This window comes from Umezawaea sp. (genome assembly GCF_036375055.1).
In the GTDB taxonomy this organism is placed as follows: domain Bacteria; phylum Actinomycetota; class Actinomycetes; order Mycobacteriales; family Pseudonocardiaceae; genus Umezawaea.
This window is the reverse complement of the sequence record NZ_DASUSQ010000018.1, coordinates 117,965-136,342: the sequence shown is the minus strand read 5'-3', so window position 1 is coordinate 136,342 and position 18,378 is coordinate 117,965. Positions and strand designations below refer to the sequence as shown.

The window sequence follows — 18,378 nt, the reverse complement described above, 5'->3', positions numbered from 1 at the left end:
CCTGGTCCCCAACACACCCAACGCCCCGTACCGCGCACCCACCAGCTCCACCGCCGCGTCCACGATCCGCTGGAGCGTCGAATCCAGCTCCAGCCCCGACCCCACCGCCAGCACCGCGTCCAGCAGGCTCCGCATCTGGTCCCGCGATTCGGCGATCTCGGTCAACCGATCCCGCACCTCACCGAGCAGTTCGTCCAAGCGCAACCCCGTGAGGCTCACCCTGGTGCCACATCCGCTGAAGTCGGGCTCGCCGGCCATCTCGGCATCTCCTCCTCGGACGTGGTCGACCGCGGTGCCGGGCGTCCAGCTTGGCACGGGACCACAGGGTGAACCAGACCGCCCGCGCGGGGTTCAGGAACAACCGCGACGCGCGCCCGGTCGTGAACTATTCCCACAACCCTTGCCACGCAGGCGCTTCCGCCGGTTCGATCCTCGACACCGTGTCGAGGGGAGGGCCGATTCGGGACCCTGGAACGACTCGTTCCCGACCGCCTAGGGACTTTCGTCCCTAGCCGCCAGGCCCGTGTGCACTGCCGCCGCGAGCGCCGTCGCGCGAGGATGGGGGGCGCCGGGGGCCGTACCACCAGTGGAGCTCACATGTACCAGGTGCCGAGTCAACCAAGCCGTTCCCAGACGACGAACCGGTTCCCGCTCCCGGTGGTGGTGGGCAACGACGGCTCGCTCTGGGGCCAGGCCGCGCTGCGGTGGGCCGCGGAGCACGCCTGGCGGACCGGCGCGGCGCTCGACGTCTGGCTGTGGGACCGCTCCACCGAGGTCCCCGACACCGTCCCCGCCAACGGTGGCCTCAACTACATCACCAGCAGCCTGCCCATGCTGCGCGTGCGGGTGCACGAGTCCGGCACCGACCCCGTGCGCGACCTGGAGACCGCGGGACGCGGGTCGGGTCTGCTGGTGGTCGGCTACCGCGGCCACCGCGCGAGTTCCCTCAGCCTCGGGGAGAAGGTGCTGCCCCTGGTCAGCAGAGCCACGTGCGACACCGTCGTCGTCCGCGGCAGGGCGTCTGCGGTGCGCGGCGACAACCGCAGGGTCACCGCCCTGATCAACGGCGGCGAGGACGACGGCCCGGTCCTCATCCGCGCCGCGGCGATAGCGCTCGGCCACCGCGCCGCGGTGCGCGTGCTGCACGCGCAACCCGTGCCGACGACCAAGGACGCGGTCGCCGCCGACCACCAGTTCGTGCTCGACCACGCCACCCGGCAGCTGGAGAAGCTCGACCGGTGCCCTCCCCACACCGTCGTCCTGCTGCACGGTCAGCCGCACGAGGCCGTCGCCCGCTGCACCGACACCGACCTGCTCGTGGTCGGCGCCGGGGACCAGCTGCCGGAGACGGGCCGCTGCGGCACGGTCACCAGGACCGCCCTGCACCAGGCCCCGTGCCCGGTGATGGTCGTGCACCGCCCGCACGTGCCCGAACCGTGGCCCGCGCCGACCAGCGACCTCGCCCGCCCCGGCGCGGCCGTGCGCGGCCCCCAGTCCAGGCAGCCCGCCCACGCCTCGCGCTGATCAGGTCACCAGCACCGCCGCACCCTCGACCCGGTCCGCCGCCTGATCGGTCAACGCGATGTCGGCCCGGTCCAGCGGGTAGGACCGGGTCACGACGCGCAGCCGGTGCCCGGCGGCGAAGTGGAGGAACTCCCGCGCGTCGGCACGCGTGCTGGACGTGACGCTGCGGAGCTGGCGCTCCTGGAACAGGTGGCGCCGGTGGTCCAACACCGGGGCGTCGCTGAGGTGGATGCCCGCCACGGCCACCGCGCCGCCGCGGTCCAGCGCTTCGAGGGCGGGCGGCACGAGGGAGCCGACCGGCGCGAACAGGATGGCCGAGTCCAGCGGTTCGGGCGGCGGGGCGCCCGCGCCGGTGGCGACGCGGCGCCCGGTTCCCGCGCCCGCGCGCTGCGGGTCAGCGCGTGCCCCGGCGTCACCCCCGGCCGGTGCACGGGCAGGTCGCCCTCGGCCACGTGCAGGTCGGTCCGGCACACACCGCACACCAGGACCTCGATCAGCAGTTCGCCGGGACCGGGACCGGGCAGCGGGTCCCGGCTGGCGCGCAGGGGCCCGCCCGCCATCGGTCCCGGCCGGTCCACGTGCCACGCGAGCACGGTGTCCACACCCCCACCTCCCCGCCAGGGGGGAGGTGGCGTCGGTCCCTGCCGCGCCGGGAGCGCGAGGAGCAGCCTGGAGCGCACCAGGACCCGCGGGAGGCTCGCACGACGTCATCGGTGATCGTGGTCGGCGTGGACGGCTCCCCGGAGAGCCGGGCGGCGCTGCGCTGGGCCCTCGGGGAGGCGAGCCGCACGGGCGCGCTCGTCGAGGCGACGACGGCGTGGCGCCGCGTGCCCGAGGACGGTGCCCAGCGCCGTCGGTACCCGGCGGGCGACCTGCACCGGGTTGTGCGGGAGGTCCGCGCCGAGGTGCCGGCGCACCGACGGTCGCGGAGGTGACGGTCGTCGGCGACGCCGTGTCCGTCCTGGTCGGCGCGTCGAGGCGGGCGACCCTGCTGGTGGTCGGCACCCGGCAGGGCGGCACCTGGTCGGTCGGCGTGGTGCCCGGCTGCGTGCGGCACGCGGCCTGCCCGGTCGTCGTGATCCCGCCGGGCGCGCGGGTCTGATCAGTCGGCGGGCCCGCGCAGCGTGAGCACGACGCGCAGCACGTGCTCCACGGCCGACGGGAACACCGCCCCGCGCAGTTCACCGCGCGTGCCGAGGTTCTGGGACGCGAACTCCAGCATGTGGTCGGGGCCCACGCGGCGCACGACGAGCGCGGCGATCTCCTCCAGGTCGAGACCGGGGTTGTCCAGGCGGGTCAGCGCGAACTCCACGATCAGTTCCTCGTCGGTCATCAGCACTCCCTCGCGGCCGCGTCGAGCGTAGTCCACGGGGTGCGAGGTGGCCGAGCCCCGGAGCGCGCCGTCCACAGTGCACCGCCGGGGCCCGGTGGCGGTCACTCCCGCGCGGGGGTGAGGCGCAGCACGGTGCCCTCGCCGTCGGCGGAGACGTACAGGGAGCCGTCCGGGCCGAGGGCGAGACCGGCGAACCGCCGCGGCACACCGGGGACGCCGTGGGTGAACAGGGCCGGCTCGGCGCGGTCCTCGCCGGGCGGCGGGCCGACGGCCAGGTCCTCCGCCTCGACCGTGCGGACGCCGGTGGTGAGGCTGGTGGCCACGACCCTGCGCCCGCCCGTCTCCACGGTGACGAGGTCGTCGCCGCGGACCACCAGGCCCTGCGGCGCGTCCAGGCCGTCCACGACGAGCACCGGTCGTCCGTCCTCGATCCGGAACACCGCGCCGCGCACGTCGTCGCTGACGTAGCAGCGCTGCTCGGCGTCCAGCGCGACGTCCACCGGCCGGTCGAACCCGGCGGCGAGCACGGTGACGGTGCCCGCCCCGTCGACGGCGACGACCCGGCCCGCGCCGGACTCGGCGACCACGAGGGAGCCGTCCCCGCGCACCGCGATGCCCGTCGGCCGGTCCAGGCCGGTCGCGCGCGGCACCACGCTCCCCGTCGCGGGGTCGTAGGTGCGGACGTCGCCGTACTGCGAGGTCACGTGCAGCAGGCCGCCGTCGGCGGCGATGCCGTGGACGAACGTCAGCAGCTCGTGCGTGACCACCTCGCCGTCGGCGGGACCCGCCAGCCGGTAGTGGTCGGCCGCGTACACGGTCCCGCCCAGGTCGACGGTCACGCCGAACGGGCCGTCGAACCCGCGCGGCACCACGTCCCTGGTCCGCCCGTCCGGGCTCAGCTCCGCGACGCCGCCGCTCGCGAAGCTGGAGACGAACATCCGGTTCTCGTCGTCGAACGCCGCGTTGTCCAGCCCGACGATCCCGCTGGCGACCACCGTGCGGTCACCGGTGCCGAACAGGTCGAGCCGGGTCACGATGCCCGCCGCGCCGCGCGACAGGACCACGAGGGCGCCACCGCGGTCGAAGCGCACGGCGACCGGCTCGTGCACGTCCTCCGCGACCAGCTCCGGCCCACCGCCGTCCACCGGCACCCGGAAGACCCGGTTGGTCAGCATGTGCGGGTAGTACAGGCAGCCGTCCGGGCCGAGCTGCATCGCGTTGCCCATGGCCAGGTCGTCCGCGAGCACCCTCGGCTCGCCGCCGTCGGGGAACAGCTCCAGCAGCCTGCCGCCGGGCCGCATCTCGTTGACGAAGAGCCGCTCGCCGACGAAGGCGATGCCGTTCGGCACCCTCACCCGGTCGGAGACCAGCGTGAACCCGCCCTCCGGGCCGCGCCGCCACACCCGGTCCGGGACCAGGTCGGTGATGTACATCGACCCGTCGGGCCCGAACGCGAGGTCGTCCGGCGACTGCACCGGACCGTCACCGGCCACGACCACCTCGACGTCGCCCGACGCGAGGTCGACGGCGCTGATCCGGCCCGCGAGGAACTGGGCGACGTGCAGCCGCCCGTCCGGCCCGAACGCGACCCCGTTGGAGCCCCACAGCGGGTTCGGCCGGGTCAGCCGCCGCGCGCCCACCGGGTCGGGGCCCCCGAAGCGGCTCATTCGGCGGTCACCATGACGTCGTCCATACCGCCCTCCGCGCGCCAGCGCCGCAGCACCTCGTGGAACGCCACGGGCCCGTCGGCGTAGGTCTCGCGCCGCGCGCGGGGCATCCCCTCGGCGTTGTAGTAGCCGGGGGTGCACTCGGACTGAAAGCGGTGCAGGTCGGGGGCGTTCTCCCGGATCCGCGCCACCCAGGCCTCCTGGGCCTCGGTGGTCGGCTCGACGCGGCGCGCCCCGCGCTCCCGCGCCTCGGCGACGACCGCGGCCACGTGGGTCGCCTGCTCGTCGAGGATGTGCACGAAGTTCACCGAGCTGGCGTTCTGCAACGGCCCGAGGTGGAAGAGGTTGGGGAAGTCGTGGCTGTAGAAGCCGTGCAGCGTCTTCGGCCCCCGGCCCCACGATTCGAGCAGCCCGACGCCGCCGCGGCCGTGCACGGGCAGCAGTCCGGACAGGACCCCGGACACGCCGACCTCGAACCCGGTCGCGAAGACCACGCAGTCGACCTCGTACTCGGTCCCGCCGACCACCAGGCCCTTCTCGGTGACGCGCTCGACACCGCCGTGGTCGGCGGTGTCGACCAGGGTGACGTTGGGGCGGTTGAACGTCTCCAGGTACTCGTCGCTGAACGTCGGGCGCTTGCACATGTAGCGGTACCAGGGCTTCAGCGCCTCGGCGGTCGCCGGGTCCGCGACGACCGCGTCCACCCTGGCGCGCAGCTCGTTCATCTTCTGGAAGTCGACGACCTCGTTCACCCGCTCGCGCTCCTCGGGCGAGAGGTCCGCGTAGGCGTTGCTGGGGATGAGGTTCTGGAGCAGCCGCGCGCTGCCGGTCCAGCCGTCGGAGACCATGTCCTCCTCGGACGGCAGGCCGGTGACGATCGACAGGAAGTTCTCCATCCGGCGGCGCTGCCAGCCGGGGGTCAGCGACAGCGCCCACTCCGGGTCGGTGGGGCGGTTGTCCCGCGCGTCGACCGTGGAGGGCGTGCGCTGGAACACGTACAGGTGCTCGGCGTCGCGGCCCAGGTGCGGCACGACCTGGACGGCGGTCGCGCCGGTCCCGACGACGGCCACGCGCTTGTCGGCGAGCCCGTCGAGGCCGCCGTTCGCGTCGCCGCCGGTGTAGTCGTAGTCCCAGCGGCTGGTGTGGAACGTGTGGCCCGCGAACGTCTCGATGCCGGGGATGCCGGGGAGCTTGGGCCTGCTGAGGGTCCCGCTCGACACCACCACGTAGCGGGACCGCACCTCGTCGCCGCGGTTGGTGCCGACGATCCACTCGTCGGCGTCGTCGTCCCAGCGCAGGTCGGTGACGCGGGTCTGGAAGCAGGTGTCGCGGTAGAGGTCGAAGTGGCGGGCGACGGCCCTCGCGTGCTGCCGGATCTCCTCGCCCGGCGCGTACTTCCACTTCGGGACGTACCCGACCTCTTCGAGCAGGGGCAGGTAGACGTAGGACTCGATGTCGCAGTGGATGCCGGGGTAGCGGTTCCAGTACCAGGTGCCGCCGAAGTCGGCGGCCTCGTCGATCACCCGGATGTCCCGGACACCGGCCTGGCGCAGGCGGGCGCCGGTCAGCAGACCGCCGAACCCGGCGCCGACCAGCACGACCTCGACCCGGTCGCGCAGGGGTTCCCTGGTGAACTCGCGGTCGGCGTGGGGGTCGTCGGCGTAGGCGCTGAACTCGCCCTCGACGCGGCGGTACTGCGCCGTCCCGTCGGGTCGGATCCGGCGGTCGCGCTCGGCCCGGTACCTGGCGCGGAGGGCGTCGGGGTCGAACCCCAGGTCGTCGGGGAGTCCGGACGTGCGTGGCGTGGACATGCACACCTCTCTGGCTGTGCTGGACGGGGCTCTGGGCGAGCATCGGCGCACGACGGCCACAGTCAAGCGACTGACTTAATTGCGGACCATACCGCTCCGTGACCGCGCGACACCACCCCGTGACGTGTCCGACGAGCCTGGCACACCGGACGACCGGAGATCCCGCCGGGTCCATCTAAGTCAATCGACTGCTTTAATCAGCACCTGGTCCGCTCGCCCACCGTCCGGAGGCCCGCCCGTGCCGTCCACGCCGTCCACCGCACCCGTCGACCTGCCCGGCGGCCCTCCGCCGGACGTGACCAGGCGGCCGAACACCGTCGTGGCCGTGCTCGCCTTCGCGGGCGTCACGGTGGCGCTGATGCAGACGATCGTGATCCCCCTGGTGCCCCGGCTGCCCGCCCTGCTGGGCTCGACCCCCGCCGACACGGCCTGGGCGATCACCGCCACGCTGCTCGCCGCCGCCGTCGCCACCCCCACGACGGGACGGCTCGGCGACATGTACGGCAAGCGCCGGATGCTGATGATCAGCCTGGCGCTGCTGGTCGCGGGCTCGACGCTGGGCGCGCTGAGCACGACCCTCGCCCCCCTGGTGGTGGCGCGGGTGCTCCAGGGCCTCGCGTCCGGGGTCATCCCGCTGGGCATCAGCATCATGCGCGACGAACTGCCCGCCGAACGGCTCGGCTCGGCGACCGCCCTGATGAGCGCGTCGCTGGGCGTGGGCGGAGCACTGGGCCTGCCCATCGCCACGCTGCTGGCCGACAGCGTCGACTGGCACCTGCTGTTCTGGCTCGCCGCCGGGCTCGGCGTCGTCGCCGCGGCGCTGGTGGTGGCGCTGGTGCCGGAGTCGTCGGTCCGCACGGGCGGGCGCTTCGACCTCGTCGGCGCGATCGGCCTGTCGATCGTCCTGGTGTGCCTGCTGCTGGCCGTGTCCAAGGGCTCGGCGTGGGGCTGGACCAGCGGACTGACCCTGACGCTGGTCGGCGTGGCGGTCGTGGTGCTGGTGGCGTGGGGCCGGTGGGAGCTGCGGACCGGCGAACCGCTGGTGGACCTGCGCACCAGCGGGCGCAGGCCGGTCGCGCTGACCAACCTCGCCTCCGCCGTGTTCGGCTTCTCCATGTTCGCGATGTCGCTGGTCCTGCCGCAGTTGCTGCTGCTCCCGTCGGCCACCGGGCACGGCCTCGGCCAGCCGATGTTCGTCGTCGGCCTGGTGCTCGCCCCGTCCGGCCTGGTGATGATGGCGATGGCCCCGGTGTCCGCCCGCATCACCCGCACCAGCGGACCTCGCACCACCCTGATCACCGGCACCCTGGTGGTCGCCGCGGGCTACGCGCTCAACCTGCTGCTGCTGAGCGAGATCTGGCAGCTCGTGCTCATCTCCAGCGTGGTCGGCGCGGGCATCGGCCTCGCCTACGGCGCCATGCCGTCCCTGATCATGTCCGCCGTGCCGGTCTCCGAGACCGCCGCCGCCAACAGCCTCAACACCCTGATGCGCTCCATCGGCACCTCGGTGTCGAGTGCCGTCGCGGGTGTCGTCCTGTCGCGGCTCACCGTCCCGTTCGGACCGACCGAGGTGCCGTCCCCGGCCGCGTTCCGGGTGATCATCGGGATCGGCGCGGCCACGGCGCTCGCCGCCGCCGCCGTGGCGTGCCTGATCCCCCGCCGCTGACACCACACCCACCACGAGGACGACGGAGCAGGACATGACGGGACTCGACAACAGCAGCGTGATCGTCACCGGTGGGGGCTCGGGCATCGGCCGGGCCGCCGCGCTGCGCTTCGCGGCCGAACGGGCGAACGTCGTCGTCGCCGACCTCGACGGCGACCGCGCCGCGGCGGTGGTCGAGGAGATCACCGCCGCGGGTGGTGCCGCCGCGGCGGTGGTCGGCGACCTGAGCGAGCAGGCCGTGGTGGACCGGGTGGTCGCGACCGCGGTGGAGGCGTTCGGCGGCGTGGACGTGCTGGTCAACAACGCCGGGATCATGGACGGCATGACGGCGACCGCCGACGTCACCGACGAGGAGTGGGAGCGGGTGCTGCGGGTCAACCTCACCGCGCCGTTCCTGCTCGCCAGGGCCGTCGTGCCGCACATGCTCGCCAAGGGCCGGGGCGCGATCGTCAACACCGCGTCGGAGGCCGGCCTGCGCGGCAGTGCCGCGGGCACGGCCTACACCGTGTCCAAGCACGGCGTCGTGGGGCTGACCAAGTCGCTCGCGATCATGTACCGCACGGCGGGCATCCGCACGAACGCCATCGCGCCCGGTGCCACGACGACCGCCATCGCGAGCCCGCTCGACCGCACGGGCCACGGGCCGAAGACGCTCATGCCGTACATGGCCAACCTCGGCCGCGTGTCCGGGGCCGACGAGCAGGCGGCCGTGATCGTGTTCCTCGCCTCCGACGCGGCGAGCAACCTCAACGGCGTCGTCCTGCCCGTCGACAACGGCTGGTCGGCGGTCTGACCCCGGCGGCGGTCACCGGCAGGGCGGCTGGAACGGCGCCCCCGCGAAGTGCTCGTCCCACTCCTGCGGCGTGATGGGCGGGGCGGTGGCGCAGGCCCACGTCGCGGCGTGCTCGGGGTCGGTCTCCCACAGCCGGGTCGTGCGGTCCTCGCCCGCCGTGGCGAGGGTGTGCCCGTCGGGGTGGAAGGCGACGCCGTAGACGCGGGCGGTGTGGCCGGTCAGGACGGCGGTCCCGGTCGCGCGGGCCGGGTCCCGGATGCCCCACAGCCGCACGGTGCCGTCCGCGCTGCCGGTGGCGAGGGTGCCGCCGTCCGCGCTGACGTCGATCGAGTGGATCATCTCGGTGTGCCCCGCGAGGCGGGCGACCTCCCGGCCGCGCTCCGGGTCGGAGACGTCCCACAGCCGCACCGCGCTGTCACCGCTCGCGGTCGCGATCAGCCTGCTGTCGGGGGTGAAGACCAGTGACTTCACCGAGTCCGTGTGCCCGGTCAGGCTCGCCAGCTCCCGTGCCCGCTCCGGCACGCGAACGTCCCACAGCCGCACGACGTGACCCGAGGTGCCCGCGGCCAGCGTGCGGCCGTCCGGGCTGAACGCGACGGTCTCGACGTTGTCCTCCCCGGTGTGGACGGCGAGTTCGCGCGGACGGCCCGGCCCCGAGACGTCCCACAGCCGCACGGAGTGGTCGGCGCTCCCGGTGGCCACGGTCCGGCCGTCGGGGCTGAACGCCACCGCCTGCACGGAGTCCGCGTACCCGTCGAGGACGACGGGCTCGCCGACGTGGTCGACGTCGCCGACGTCCCACAGCCGCACCACGCGGTCCAGGCCCGCCGTCGCCAGCCGCCGTCCGTCCGGGCTGAACACCACGGCGTTCACCGCCAGGGTGTGGGCGGTGAGCAGCGCGGCGGGCCGCGGGCGGCGGACGTCGCCGAGGTCCCACAGCCGGACCGCACCGTCGTAGCTGGACGTGGCGAGGAGCCCGCCGTCCTGGCTGAAGCCGACGGCGTAGACGGCGGAGTCGTGCCCGCCGAGCACGGGTCCGGGGAGGGCCCACACGCGCGCGACGCGGTCGAACCCGGCGCTGACCACCGAGCGGCCGTCGGGGGTGAACCGGACCGTCACCACCGGACCGGTGTGGCCGCGCAGCACCGTGATCGGCCTCGGGTGGTCGGGGTCGGCCACGTCCCACAGCCGCACGGTCCGGTCGAGCCCCGCGGTCGCGAGGAACCGGCCGTCCGGGCCGAACGCGAGGGCGTGCGCGGTGCCGCCGTCGACGTCGGCCGCCCGCCGGGGGCGGAGCGGGTCGGTGAGGTCCCACAGCCGCACGTGGAAGTCCCTGGTGACCAGGGCCAGGGTGGTGCCGTTCGGTCCGAAGGCGACCGAGCCGGGCCGGTCGAGGCCCTCGGCGGGCCGGGAGGACTCGACGGGGGCGCGGGGGTCGGCGACGTCCCAGACCCGGACGGTGCCGTCCAGGCTCGTCGTGGCCGCGGTCCTCCCCCGCGGGTCGAACGCGACGGAGGTGACCTGGTCGGTGTGGCCGGTGATGGTCGCGGTCGGCACGGGGTGGTGGGGGTCGGTGACGTCCCACAGCCGCACGGTGCGGTCGGCGCTCGCGGTGGCGAGCACCGTCCCGTCCGGGGAGAACACCGCGGCCAGCACGGCGTCGGTGTGCGCGGTCAGCGTGGCCACCTCGGCCGGGTGGCGGGGGTCGGTGACGTCCCACAGCCGGGCCGTCCGGTCCTTGCCCGTCGTCACCAGCAGCGTCCCGGCGGGGTTGAACGCCGCCGTCCACAGCGCGTCGGTGTGCGCGGCGAGCGTGGCGGTCTCGACGGGAGCGCGCCGGTCGGACACGTCCCACAGGCGGGCGGTGCGGTCGCCGCTGGCGGTCGCGACGACCCGGCCGTCCGGGCTGACCGCCACCGACTCGACGATCGCCCCGTGGCCGGGCAGCCTGGCCACGTCGGGGTTCGAGGTCGTGCTGAGCAGGCTGCCGCGCGCCTCGGTCGTGGGCGCGAGCCGGAACGCCGCAAGGCTGAGCCGGGCGGCGAGCCCGGGGTCGTTCGCGCGCAGCACGGCCGCTTCCCCGGCGACCTTCTGCGACAGGGCGGTGTTGCGCTGGCTGGCGACGGTCCGCGCGGTCGTGGCGGCGTAGACGGACGTGCCGACGGCGAGGACGAGGAGCACCGCGAGCACCGCGACGAGCTGACGCAGCCTCCGGGCCCGCCGCCGCCGCGCCGCCCGCTCCGCCGTGCGCTCCGCGGCGCTCGCCTCCAGGAACTCCCGTTCGACGGGGGTGAGCGCGGTGCCGTCGCGGCAGGCCCAGTCCTCGGCGGTGTCCAGGCGCAGCCCGCGGTAGAGGGCTCCGGGATCGCGGTCCAGTGCGAGCCACGCCGCCGTCGCCTCGGTCAGCGCGCGGTGCACCCGAAGCCCGTCGCGGTCCTCGGCGAGCCACGAGCGCAGCCGCGGCCACGACCGGATCAGGGCCTCGTGGGCGATCTCCACGCCGTCGCCGTCCAGGACCACCAGCCTGGCCCGCGCCAGGTCGTCCAGCACGGCGTGCGCGGGGTGGTCGGCGGGGCCGAACTCCTCGCGCCGCACCCGGCGCTTGGTGTCCTCCGTGCCCTCCCCGAACGCGCACAGGCGGAGGAACAGGTGCCGCGCGACGGCCCGCTGCTCGTCCGACAGCGCGGTGTGGACCCGCTCGGCGGTGTGCGCCACGGCCCGCTCGACGCCGCCCGCGGCCTCGTAGCCCGCCAGGGTCAGGGTGGTGCCGCGCCTGCGCCGCCAGGTCTCCAGCAGCGCGTGCGACACCAGCGGCAGCACGCCGGGCTGGCCGGTGGCGTCCGCGACGATCCGCGCGACGAGCGCCGTCTCCGCGGTGTGGCCGGAGCGGACGGCGGGCTGCACCACGGCGGCGCGCAGGTCCTCGGCCGTCATCGTGCCGACCGTGACCTGGCCGCCGCGCAGCGCTTCGAGCAGGCCGGGGTGCGCGGTGCAGTGGGCGTAGAAGTCGGCCCGCACCCCCAGCACGACGCGGCAGCCGCTGGGGCGCGACCGGGCGGCGGTCAGCACCTGGTCGAGGAACGCGGTCCGCTCGGCCGGGTCGTGGCAGAGCGTGAAGACCTCCTCGAACTGGTCGACGACGACCACCGCCTCCGCGCCGTCGGGGACCGCTCGGCGGATCGCCCGGTGCAGCGCGCGGGGGTCGTCCACGGGCAGGTCGACCGGCTCGCCGGTCAGCCGGGCCAGGTGGGTCGCGCACTCCCGCAACGGCCGCGCGCCGGGGGTGAACAGCAGCACCGGGCCGTCCAGACGGGCGACCAGCCCGGCGCGCAGCAGCGACGACTTGCCCGAGCCGGACGCCCCCACGACCACGACGACCCGCTGCTCGCGCAGGCACGACCGCAGGTCCTCGACCAGCCGCTCGCGGCCGAAGAACCGGTCCGCGTCCTCGGGCTGGAACGCGGCCAGCCCGACGTACGGCGCGTCCCCCACCTCGTCGCGGGGCGGCGGCTCGACCTCGGCGGCCACCTCGTGCCAGCGCTTCTCCCACTCCTCCACCGGTCCGCCGCACGCCCGCACGTAGGCGAGCGCCACGGCGAGGCTGGGCAGCTTGCGCCCTCCGGCGGCCAGCGACAGCGCGGCCTCCGAGTAGTGCGCCAGCCCGCTGAGCTGCCGGTAGGTCGGCCTGCCCGCCTTCTCGCGCAGCAGGCGCAGATCGCGCGCGAACCGCAGCAGCGCGGTGTCCCCTTCGTCCAGCGGACGTTCTCGACGAGGCATCGTCCCTCCCGGTGACGATCTTCCTGCGTCGAGCCCGCCGAGTCAGGGGATCCGCGGCGGAGAACCCGATCGGCCGACAGCCCGCACGACACCGGTCGCACGGGCCGCCCACGACCTCACCCCGCCGCCCGCACCGCCAGGTTCACCTGGAGCACGTTGACCGCCGGGTCACCGAGCACACCCAGACCGCGCCCGGTCGTGCCTGCCGCCACCAGGTCCCGCACCACCGCCTCGGACAGCCCGGTCACCCGAGCCACCCGAGCCACCTGCAACGCCGCGTAGGCCGGACTGATCTGCGGGTCCAACCCCGACGCCGAGGCCGTCACCGCGTCCGCGGGCACCTGCTCCGGCGCGACGCCCTCGCGGGCGGCGACCGCGGCGCGGCGCTCGGCCACGACGGCGTCGTAGTCCTCGTTCACGGCGGACTTGTTGCTGCCCAGCGACGACGACGGGTCGCCGGGGCCCAGCGGGCCCTCCGCCAGCGCCGACGGGCGGGTGTGGAACCACGGGTCGTTCGCCGGGTCCTCGGCGACCGGGTCCACGCCGATCAGCGCCGAGCCGACGGCCTGGCCGTTCCGGGTGATGATCGAGCCCTCGGCGTTGGCCTGGAGACCGGGCACGCGGCCGATGCCCCACACCGCGAGCGGGTAGAGGACCCCGGTGATCACGGTCAGGACGAGCAGGACGCGCAGTCCGGCGAGGGACTGCTTGAGGAGGTTGTTCACGGTCACCCGATTCCAGGGACGAGTCGGACGAGCAGGTCGATCAGCCAGATCCCGGCGAACGGCGTGACGACGCCGCCGAGGCCGTAGACCAGCAGGTTGCGCCGCAGCAGCGCGGACGCGCTGGACGGCCGGTACCGGACACCGCGCAGCGCCAACGGGATCAGCACCACGATGACCAGTGCGTTGAAGACCACCGCGGACAGGATCGCCGACTGCGGTGTGGCCAGGTGCATGATGTTGAGCCTGTCGAGCTGCGGGTGGATGCCCGCGAACATGGCGGGCAGGATCGCGAAGTACTTCGCCAGGTCGTTGGCCACGCTGAACGTCGTCAGCGCCCCCCTGGTGATCAGCAGCTGCTTGCCGATCTCCACGATCTCGATCAGCTTGGTGGGGTCGGAGTCCAGGTCCACCATGTTGCCCGCCTCCTTCGCGGCGGACGTGCCGGTGTTCATGGCGACACCGACGTCGGACTGCGCCAGGGCGGGCGCGTCGTTGGTGCCGTCGCCGGTCATCGCGACCAGCTTGCCGCCCTCCTGCTCCTGGCGGATCAGGGCCATCTTGTCCTCGGGCTTGGCCTCCGCGAGGAAGTCGTCCACCCCGGCCTCGTCGGCGATGGCCTTGGCGGTCAACGGGTTGTCGCCCGTCACCATGACGGTCCTGATGCCCATGGCCCGCAGTTCGGCGAACCGCTCCCGCATACCGGGCTTGACGACGTCCGACAGCCGGATCACCCCGCGCACCGAGGCGGTGCCGTCGCGGACCTCGGCGACCACGAGCGGCGTGCCGCCCTGCTCGCTGATCTCGTCCACGACCGGCCCGACCTCGCCGGACACCTGGCCGCCGCGCTCCAGCACCCAGGCCCGCACGGCGCTCGCGGCCCCCTTGCGCACCTCGACGCCGCCGAGGTCGATGCCGCTCATGCGGGTGTTCGCGCTGAACTCCACGAACTCGCCGGTCTTCTCGTGGTCGGTCGCCTCGGCCGAGAGGCCGAACCGCTCCGCGCACAGCTCGACGACGCTGCGCCCCTCGGGCGTGCCGTCGGCCAGGCTGGACAGCCGGACCACCGCGGCCAGCTCCTCGGGGGTGGTGCCGCCGACCGGCACGAGGTCGGTCGCGCGCCGGTTGCCGAACGTGATCGTGCCGGTCTTGTCCAGCAGCAGCGTGTCGATGTCCCCCGCGGCCTCGACGGCCTTGCCCGAGGTCGCCAGGACGTTGCGCTGCACCAGGCGGTCCATGCCCGCGATGCCGATCGCGGACAGCAGCGCGCCGATCGTGGTCGGGATCAGGCACACCAGCAGCGCGGTCAGCACGATCACCGACTGGGTGCTGCCCGAGTAGGCGGCCATGGGCTGCAACGCCACCACGGCGAGCAGGAAGATGACCGTCAGCGTGGACAGCAGGATCGTCAGCGCGATCTCGTTCGGCGTCTTCTGCCGCTCAGCGCCCTCGACGAGCGCGATCATCCGGTCCACGAAGGACTCGCCGGGCTTCGTGCTGATCCGCACGACGATCCGGTCGGACAGCACGGTCGTGCCGCCGGTGACCGCGCTCCGGTCGCCGCCGGACTCGCGGATGACCGGCGCGGACTCGCCGGTGATGGCCGACTCGTCGACGGTGGCGATGCCCTCGACCACGTCGCCGTCGCCGGGGACCACCTCCCCCGCCTCGACCACGACCAGGTCGCCGACGCGCAGCTCGGTGCCGGGCACGGGTTCCTCGCCGCCGTCGACCAGCCTGCGGGCGACGGCGTCCTTCTTGGTCCTGCGCAACGACTCGGCCTGCGCCTTGCCCCGGCCCTCGGCGACGGCCTCGGCCAGGTTGGCGAACAGCACGGTGAACCACAGCCACCCGGCGACGCCGAGGGAGAACGCGCTCGGGTCGGCGACGGCGAAGACCGTGACCAGGACCGAGCCGACCCAGACGACGAACACCACCGGGTTGCGGAGCTGGTGGCGGGGGTCGAACTTGCGCAGCGCGTCCGGGAACGACGTCAGCAGCTGCCGGGGGGCGAACACTCCCCCGCCGACCTGGCGGTGGTGCGCGGCCACGGCCGCCTGCTCCTCGGGAGTCCGCTGTGGACGGTGGGTGGTGGTGGTCACAGCAGTGCCTCCGCGATGGGACCGAGTGCGAGAGCGGGGACGAACGTGAGCGCGGCGACCAGCACGACGCTGCCGCCGAGGAGCGTGGCGAACAGCGGGCCGGTGGTGGGCAGCGTGCCCGCCGTCTCCGGGACCTTCCGCTGCGCGGCCAGCGATCCGGCCAGGCAGAGGACGGCGACGATCGGGACGAACCGGCCGAGCAGCATGCAGGCGCCGAGCGAGGACTGGAACCAGTCGTTCGTCGCGGTGATGCCCGCGAACGCGCTGCCGTTGTTGTTGGACGCCGACGCGTAGGCGTAGAGGACCTCGGACAGCCCGTGCGCGCCGGGGTTGTTCAGCGCGCCCGCGGTGCCGGGCAGCACCAGCGCGGTCCCGACGCCCAGCAGCACCAGCGTGGGCATGGCGAGGATCGACAGCGCCGCGGCGGTCACCTCGCGCTTGCCGAGCTTCTTGCCCAGGTACTCGGGTGTGCGGCCGACCATCAGCCCCGCCAGGAACATCGCGATGATCGCCATGACGAGGATGCCGTACAGGCCGGTGCCCACCCCTCCGGGAGTCATCTCGCCGAACAGCATGTTGAGCAGCGTCCCGCCGCCGCCGAGGCCGCTGAAGCTGTCGTGCGCGGAGTTCACGGCGCCCGTCGACGTGCCCGTCGTCGAGTCGGCGAACAGCGCGGAGCCCGCGATCCCGAACCGGGTCTCCTTGCCCTCCAACGGCCGCAGCCCGTGCTCCTCGGCCCACCAGATCACCGCGAGCATCCCCGCCCACAGCGTGCCCATGACGCCGAGCAGCACGTACCCCTGCTTGCGGTTGCCCACCAGCGTCCCGAACGTGCGGGTCAGCGACACCGGGACCACCAGCAGCAGGAAGACCTCGACCAGGTTCGACCACGAGTTCGGGTTCTCGAACGGGTGCGCCGAGTTGGCGTTGAAGACGCCGCCGCCGTTGGTGCCGAGCAGCTTGACGGCCTCCTGGCTCGCGGCGGGGGCCAGCGCGATGGTGTGCCGGACGCCGTCCGGCCCGACGACCTCGACGCCGGAGCGCAGGCTCATCACCACACCGAGTCCCAGCAGGACGATCGCGGAGACGAACGCCAGCGGCAGCAGGACCCGCAGCGTGCCGCGCACGAGGTCGACCCAGAAGTTGCCGAGGCGGTCGGTCTTCGACCGGACGAACCCGCGCACCAGCGCCATCGCCACGGCGAGGCCGACGGCGGCGGACACGAAGTTCTGCACGGTGAGGCCGACCATCTGCACGGCGTGGCCCATGACGACCTCGGGCACGTAGGACTGCCAGTTCGTGTTGGACACGAAGCTGGCGGCGTTGTTGAACGCCATGCCCGGTGGGACCGCGCCGCGACCGAAGTCGAACGGCAGCAGCGGTTGCAGCCGTTGCAGCAGGTAGAGGAACACCACGGACACGAAGGAGAACCCGAGCACGCCCTGGGCGTAGGTGCCCCAGCGCTGCTCGGACTCCGGGTCGACGCGGACGAGCCGGTAGACGGCGGCCTCCGCACGGGTGTGCCGGGCGCCGCTGAACACGCGGGCCACGTGGTCGCCGAGCGGGCGGTGGACCACCGCCAGGGCCGCGAGGAGGAGACCGACCTGGAGGAGGCCGGCCGCGGTGGATGACATCAGAACTTCTCCGGCCTGATCAGCGCGACGAACAGGTACACGACCAACAGCAGTGCGAGCACGCCACCCAGGACGTTCGCCAGAACCCCGGTGCCGCTCACAACCGCTCCAGACCGCGCACCGTCAGCGCCAGCAGCGCGAACACACCGATCAGCAGCAAGGCGTAGGCCAGGTCGGCCATTGCGATGCTCCATTCCCCACATGGGCTCCAGGTCGCCCCGACGGCGACCGCGACCGGTCGAGCGTGCGCCGCCGCGTCAGCCGATCGGCGGTCCCTGACGGCTCCTTGACACGCGCCGCCCGCGCGTTGACGCGATCTTGACGCCGTGGTGACGCCGGTCATCTCCCGTCACCCGGCAGAGGACGGCGGCGAGCCGGTTCTCGACCACGCGCGGTGACCATCCGGGTGGTCTCGGCGTTCCCCCAGCTCACCGGTCCTGGTCGCCGTTGCCGCCCCGGACGTCGGACCCACGGCCTACGATCCGCCCGTGATCCCCGAATCCCCACTGCCCGCCGAGCTGCGGGACCTGTTCGCCGACGGGGCCGGTGGCCGGACCCTGTCGGTCCCGCTGCCGTCCGGCCGTCCCGTGACGTCCGAGGAAGAGGAGGACGGCGACCGCCCCGCGTTCTGGCTCAGCGACAAGCCCGCCCCCGAGGGCCTGTGGGCCCGGTTGCGCGCCGAGCACGCCCGCTCCGGTCTGTGGCCGCTGCTGCTCGACGCGCTGGACGACGAGGACGACGACTACCGCCCGTGGGGCAACGGCGAGGTGCTGCCCGGTGACATGTCCTCCCCCGCCGACCACGACCCGGTCGCGCTCCTCACGGCCTGGTGGGCCGACCACACCGAGGCGGGCCAGGGGGACCAGCCGTCGCCGCTGACCGCGCCCTACGGCCGCGTGTGGCCCGGACTGGCCCGGCCGTCCGACACGCGGGCCGACCCGGACCTCGTCGCCGACGGCCTGGCCGAGCAGCTCCTCGCGGGCCACGGGTCGATGCGCCTCGGGCTGGTCGCGGCGGAGCGCGGCGCCGACGCGCTGGCCGTGGCGGGCTGGACCGGCCCGATGAACTACACCAACGACACCGCCGAGGTCTCGGCCGTGCTGCGGAACTGGGAGGACCGGTTCGGCGCGCGGGTGGTCGGCGTCGGCTTCGCCACCCTGCTGCTCAGCGTCGCCGCCCCGCCCAGCACGTACGTGGAGGCGCTGGCCGTGGCCGCGGAGCACTTCGCGTTCTGCCCGGACAACGTGCTCCAGGGTTCCTCCCCGCAGACCCTGGCCTCCTACGCCGAGCGCCTGGTCGGCGACCACTCGTGGGCGTTCTGGTGGGACTGACCGCCCCCTCCACCGCGG

Annotated in this window: 16 protein-coding genes and 1 pseudogene; 6 read left to right on the top strand and 11 right to left on the bottom strand. The window is 74.1% G+C overall.

Features of this window, described 5'->3' with window-relative positions; genetic code table 11:
• Positions 1-258, bottom strand: a pseudogene (locus tag VFZ92_RS06850) (histidine kinase); the annotation flags it as partial.
• 348 nt (positions 259-606) lie between these two features.
• Between VFZ92_RS06850 and VFZ92_RS06845 the strand changes: the two are divergent.
• A complete protein-coding gene (locus VFZ92_RS06845) occupies positions 607-1,524 on the top strand; it encodes a universal stress protein (protein WP_330874931.1) in 918 nt (305 codons plus the stop codon).
• 89 nt (positions 1,525-1,613) lie between these two features.
• On the opposite strand, the gene VFZ92_RS06840 is transcribed toward VFZ92_RS06845, so the two are convergent.
• Entirely contained in the window at positions 1,614-2,084 is a 471-nt protein-coding gene (locus VFZ92_RS06840; RefSeq protein WP_330874938.1) for an alcohol dehydrogenase catalytic domain-containing protein, read from the bottom strand.
• Between the two features lie 153 nt (positions 2,085-2,237).
• On the opposite strand from VFZ92_RS06840, the gene VFZ92_RS06835 reads away from it, so the two are divergent.
• Both VFZ92_RS06835 and VFZ92_RS06830 read left to right on the top strand, forming a co-directional pair.
• Positions 2,238-2,459, top strand: a complete 222-nt coding sequence (locus VFZ92_RS06835; RefSeq protein ID WP_330874930.1) for a universal stress protein — start codon at positions 2,238-2,240, stop codon at positions 2,457-2,459.
• Positions 2,456-2,626: a hypothetical protein gene (locus VFZ92_RS06830; protein WP_330874929.1), complete on the top strand. Its 171-nt coding sequence runs from the start codon at positions 2,456-2,458 to the stop codon at positions 2,624-2,626. Before VFZ92_RS06835 ends, VFZ92_RS06830 begins: the two co-directional genes overlap by 4 nt.
• Here the strand turns inward: VFZ92_RS06830 and VFZ92_RS06825 are convergent, their stop codons facing one another.
• From VFZ92_RS06825 to VFZ92_RS06815, 3 genes are all read right to left on the bottom strand, one after another.
• On the bottom strand, positions 2,627-2,857 hold the full coding sequence (locus tag VFZ92_RS06825; RefSeq protein WP_330874928.1) for a hypothetical protein: 231 nt from the start codon (positions 2,855-2,857) through the stop codon (positions 2,627-2,629).
• A 101-nt stretch (positions 2,858-2,958) separates the two neighbouring features.
• A complete protein-coding gene (locus tag VFZ92_RS06820) occupies positions 2,959-4,524 on the bottom strand; it encodes an SMP-30/gluconolactonase/LRE family protein (protein WP_330874927.1) in 1,566 nt (521 codons plus the stop codon).
• Complete coding sequence (locus tag VFZ92_RS06815; RefSeq protein ID WP_330874926.1) at positions 4,521-6,335, bottom strand: NAD(P)/FAD-dependent oxidoreductase; 1,815 nt, start codon at positions 6,333-6,335, stop codon at positions 4,521-4,523. The genes VFZ92_RS06820 and VFZ92_RS06815 overlap by 4 nt, the downstream gene beginning before the upstream one ends.
• Before the next feature lie 295 nt (positions 6,336-6,630).
• Here VFZ92_RS06815 and VFZ92_RS06810 point away from each other — a divergent pair, with 295 nt between their 5' ends.
• Positions 6,631-8,001: an MFS transporter gene (locus VFZ92_RS06810; RefSeq protein ID WP_414719836.1), complete on the top strand. Its 1,371-nt coding sequence runs from the start codon at positions 6,631-6,633 to the stop codon at positions 7,999-8,001.
• Positions 8,002-8,035: 34 nt separating this feature from the next.
• Entirely contained in the window at positions 8,036-8,794 is a 759-nt protein-coding gene (locus tag VFZ92_RS06805) for an SDR family NAD(P)-dependent oxidoreductase (protein ID WP_330874925.1), read from the top strand.
• A gap of 12 nt (positions 8,795-8,806) precedes the next feature.
• Here the strand turns inward: VFZ92_RS06805 and VFZ92_RS06800 are convergent, their stop codons facing one another.
• From VFZ92_RS06800 to VFZ92_RS06775, 6 genes are all read right to left on the bottom strand, one after another.
• Positions 8,807-12,571, bottom strand: a complete 3,765-nt coding sequence (locus VFZ92_RS06800) for a hypothetical protein (RefSeq protein ID WP_330874924.1) — start codon at positions 12,569-12,571, stop codon at positions 8,807-8,809.
• 116 nt (positions 12,572-12,687) lie between these two features.
• Positions 12,688-13,296 (bottom strand): K(+)-transporting ATPase subunit C, encoded by a 609-nt coding sequence (gene kdpC, locus VFZ92_RS06795; protein ID WP_330874936.1) that lies wholly within the window; start codon positions 13,294-13,296, stop codon positions 12,688-12,690.
• Positions 13,297-13,298: 2 nt separating this feature from the next.
• The gene (gene kdpB / locus VFZ92_RS06790; protein WP_414719835.1) at positions 13,299-15,395 is read right to left on the bottom strand and encodes a potassium-transporting ATPase subunit KdpB; all 2,097 of its coding nucleotides are present in this window, start codon (positions 15,393-15,395) and stop codon (positions 13,299-13,301) included.
• Complete coding sequence (kdpA, locus tag VFZ92_RS06785) at positions 15,392-17,029, bottom strand: potassium-transporting ATPase subunit KdpA (RefSeq protein ID WP_330874923.1); 1,638 nt, start codon at positions 17,027-17,029, stop codon at positions 15,392-15,394. The genes kdpB and kdpA overlap by 4 nt, the downstream gene beginning before the upstream one ends.
• Positions 17,029-17,130, bottom strand: a complete 102-nt coding sequence (gene kdpF / locus VFZ92_RS06780) for a K(+)-transporting ATPase subunit F (RefSeq protein ID WP_330874922.1) — start codon at positions 17,128-17,130, stop codon at positions 17,029-17,031. Before kdpF ends, kdpA begins: the two co-directional genes overlap by 1 nt.
• Entirely contained in the window at positions 17,127-17,372 is a 246-nt protein-coding gene (locus VFZ92_RS06775; protein ID WP_330874921.1) for a hypothetical protein, read from the bottom strand. The genes kdpF and VFZ92_RS06775 overlap by 4 nt, the downstream gene beginning before the upstream one ends.
• Before the next feature lie 145 nt (positions 17,373-17,517).
• On the opposite strand from VFZ92_RS06775, the gene VFZ92_RS06770 reads away from it, so the two are divergent.
• Positions 17,518-18,360, top strand: coding sequence for a DUF4253 domain-containing protein (locus tag VFZ92_RS06770; protein WP_330874920.1), 843 nt, complete (start codon positions 17,518-17,520; stop codon positions 18,358-18,360).
• Positions 18,361-18,378: the final 18 nt, after the last annotated feature.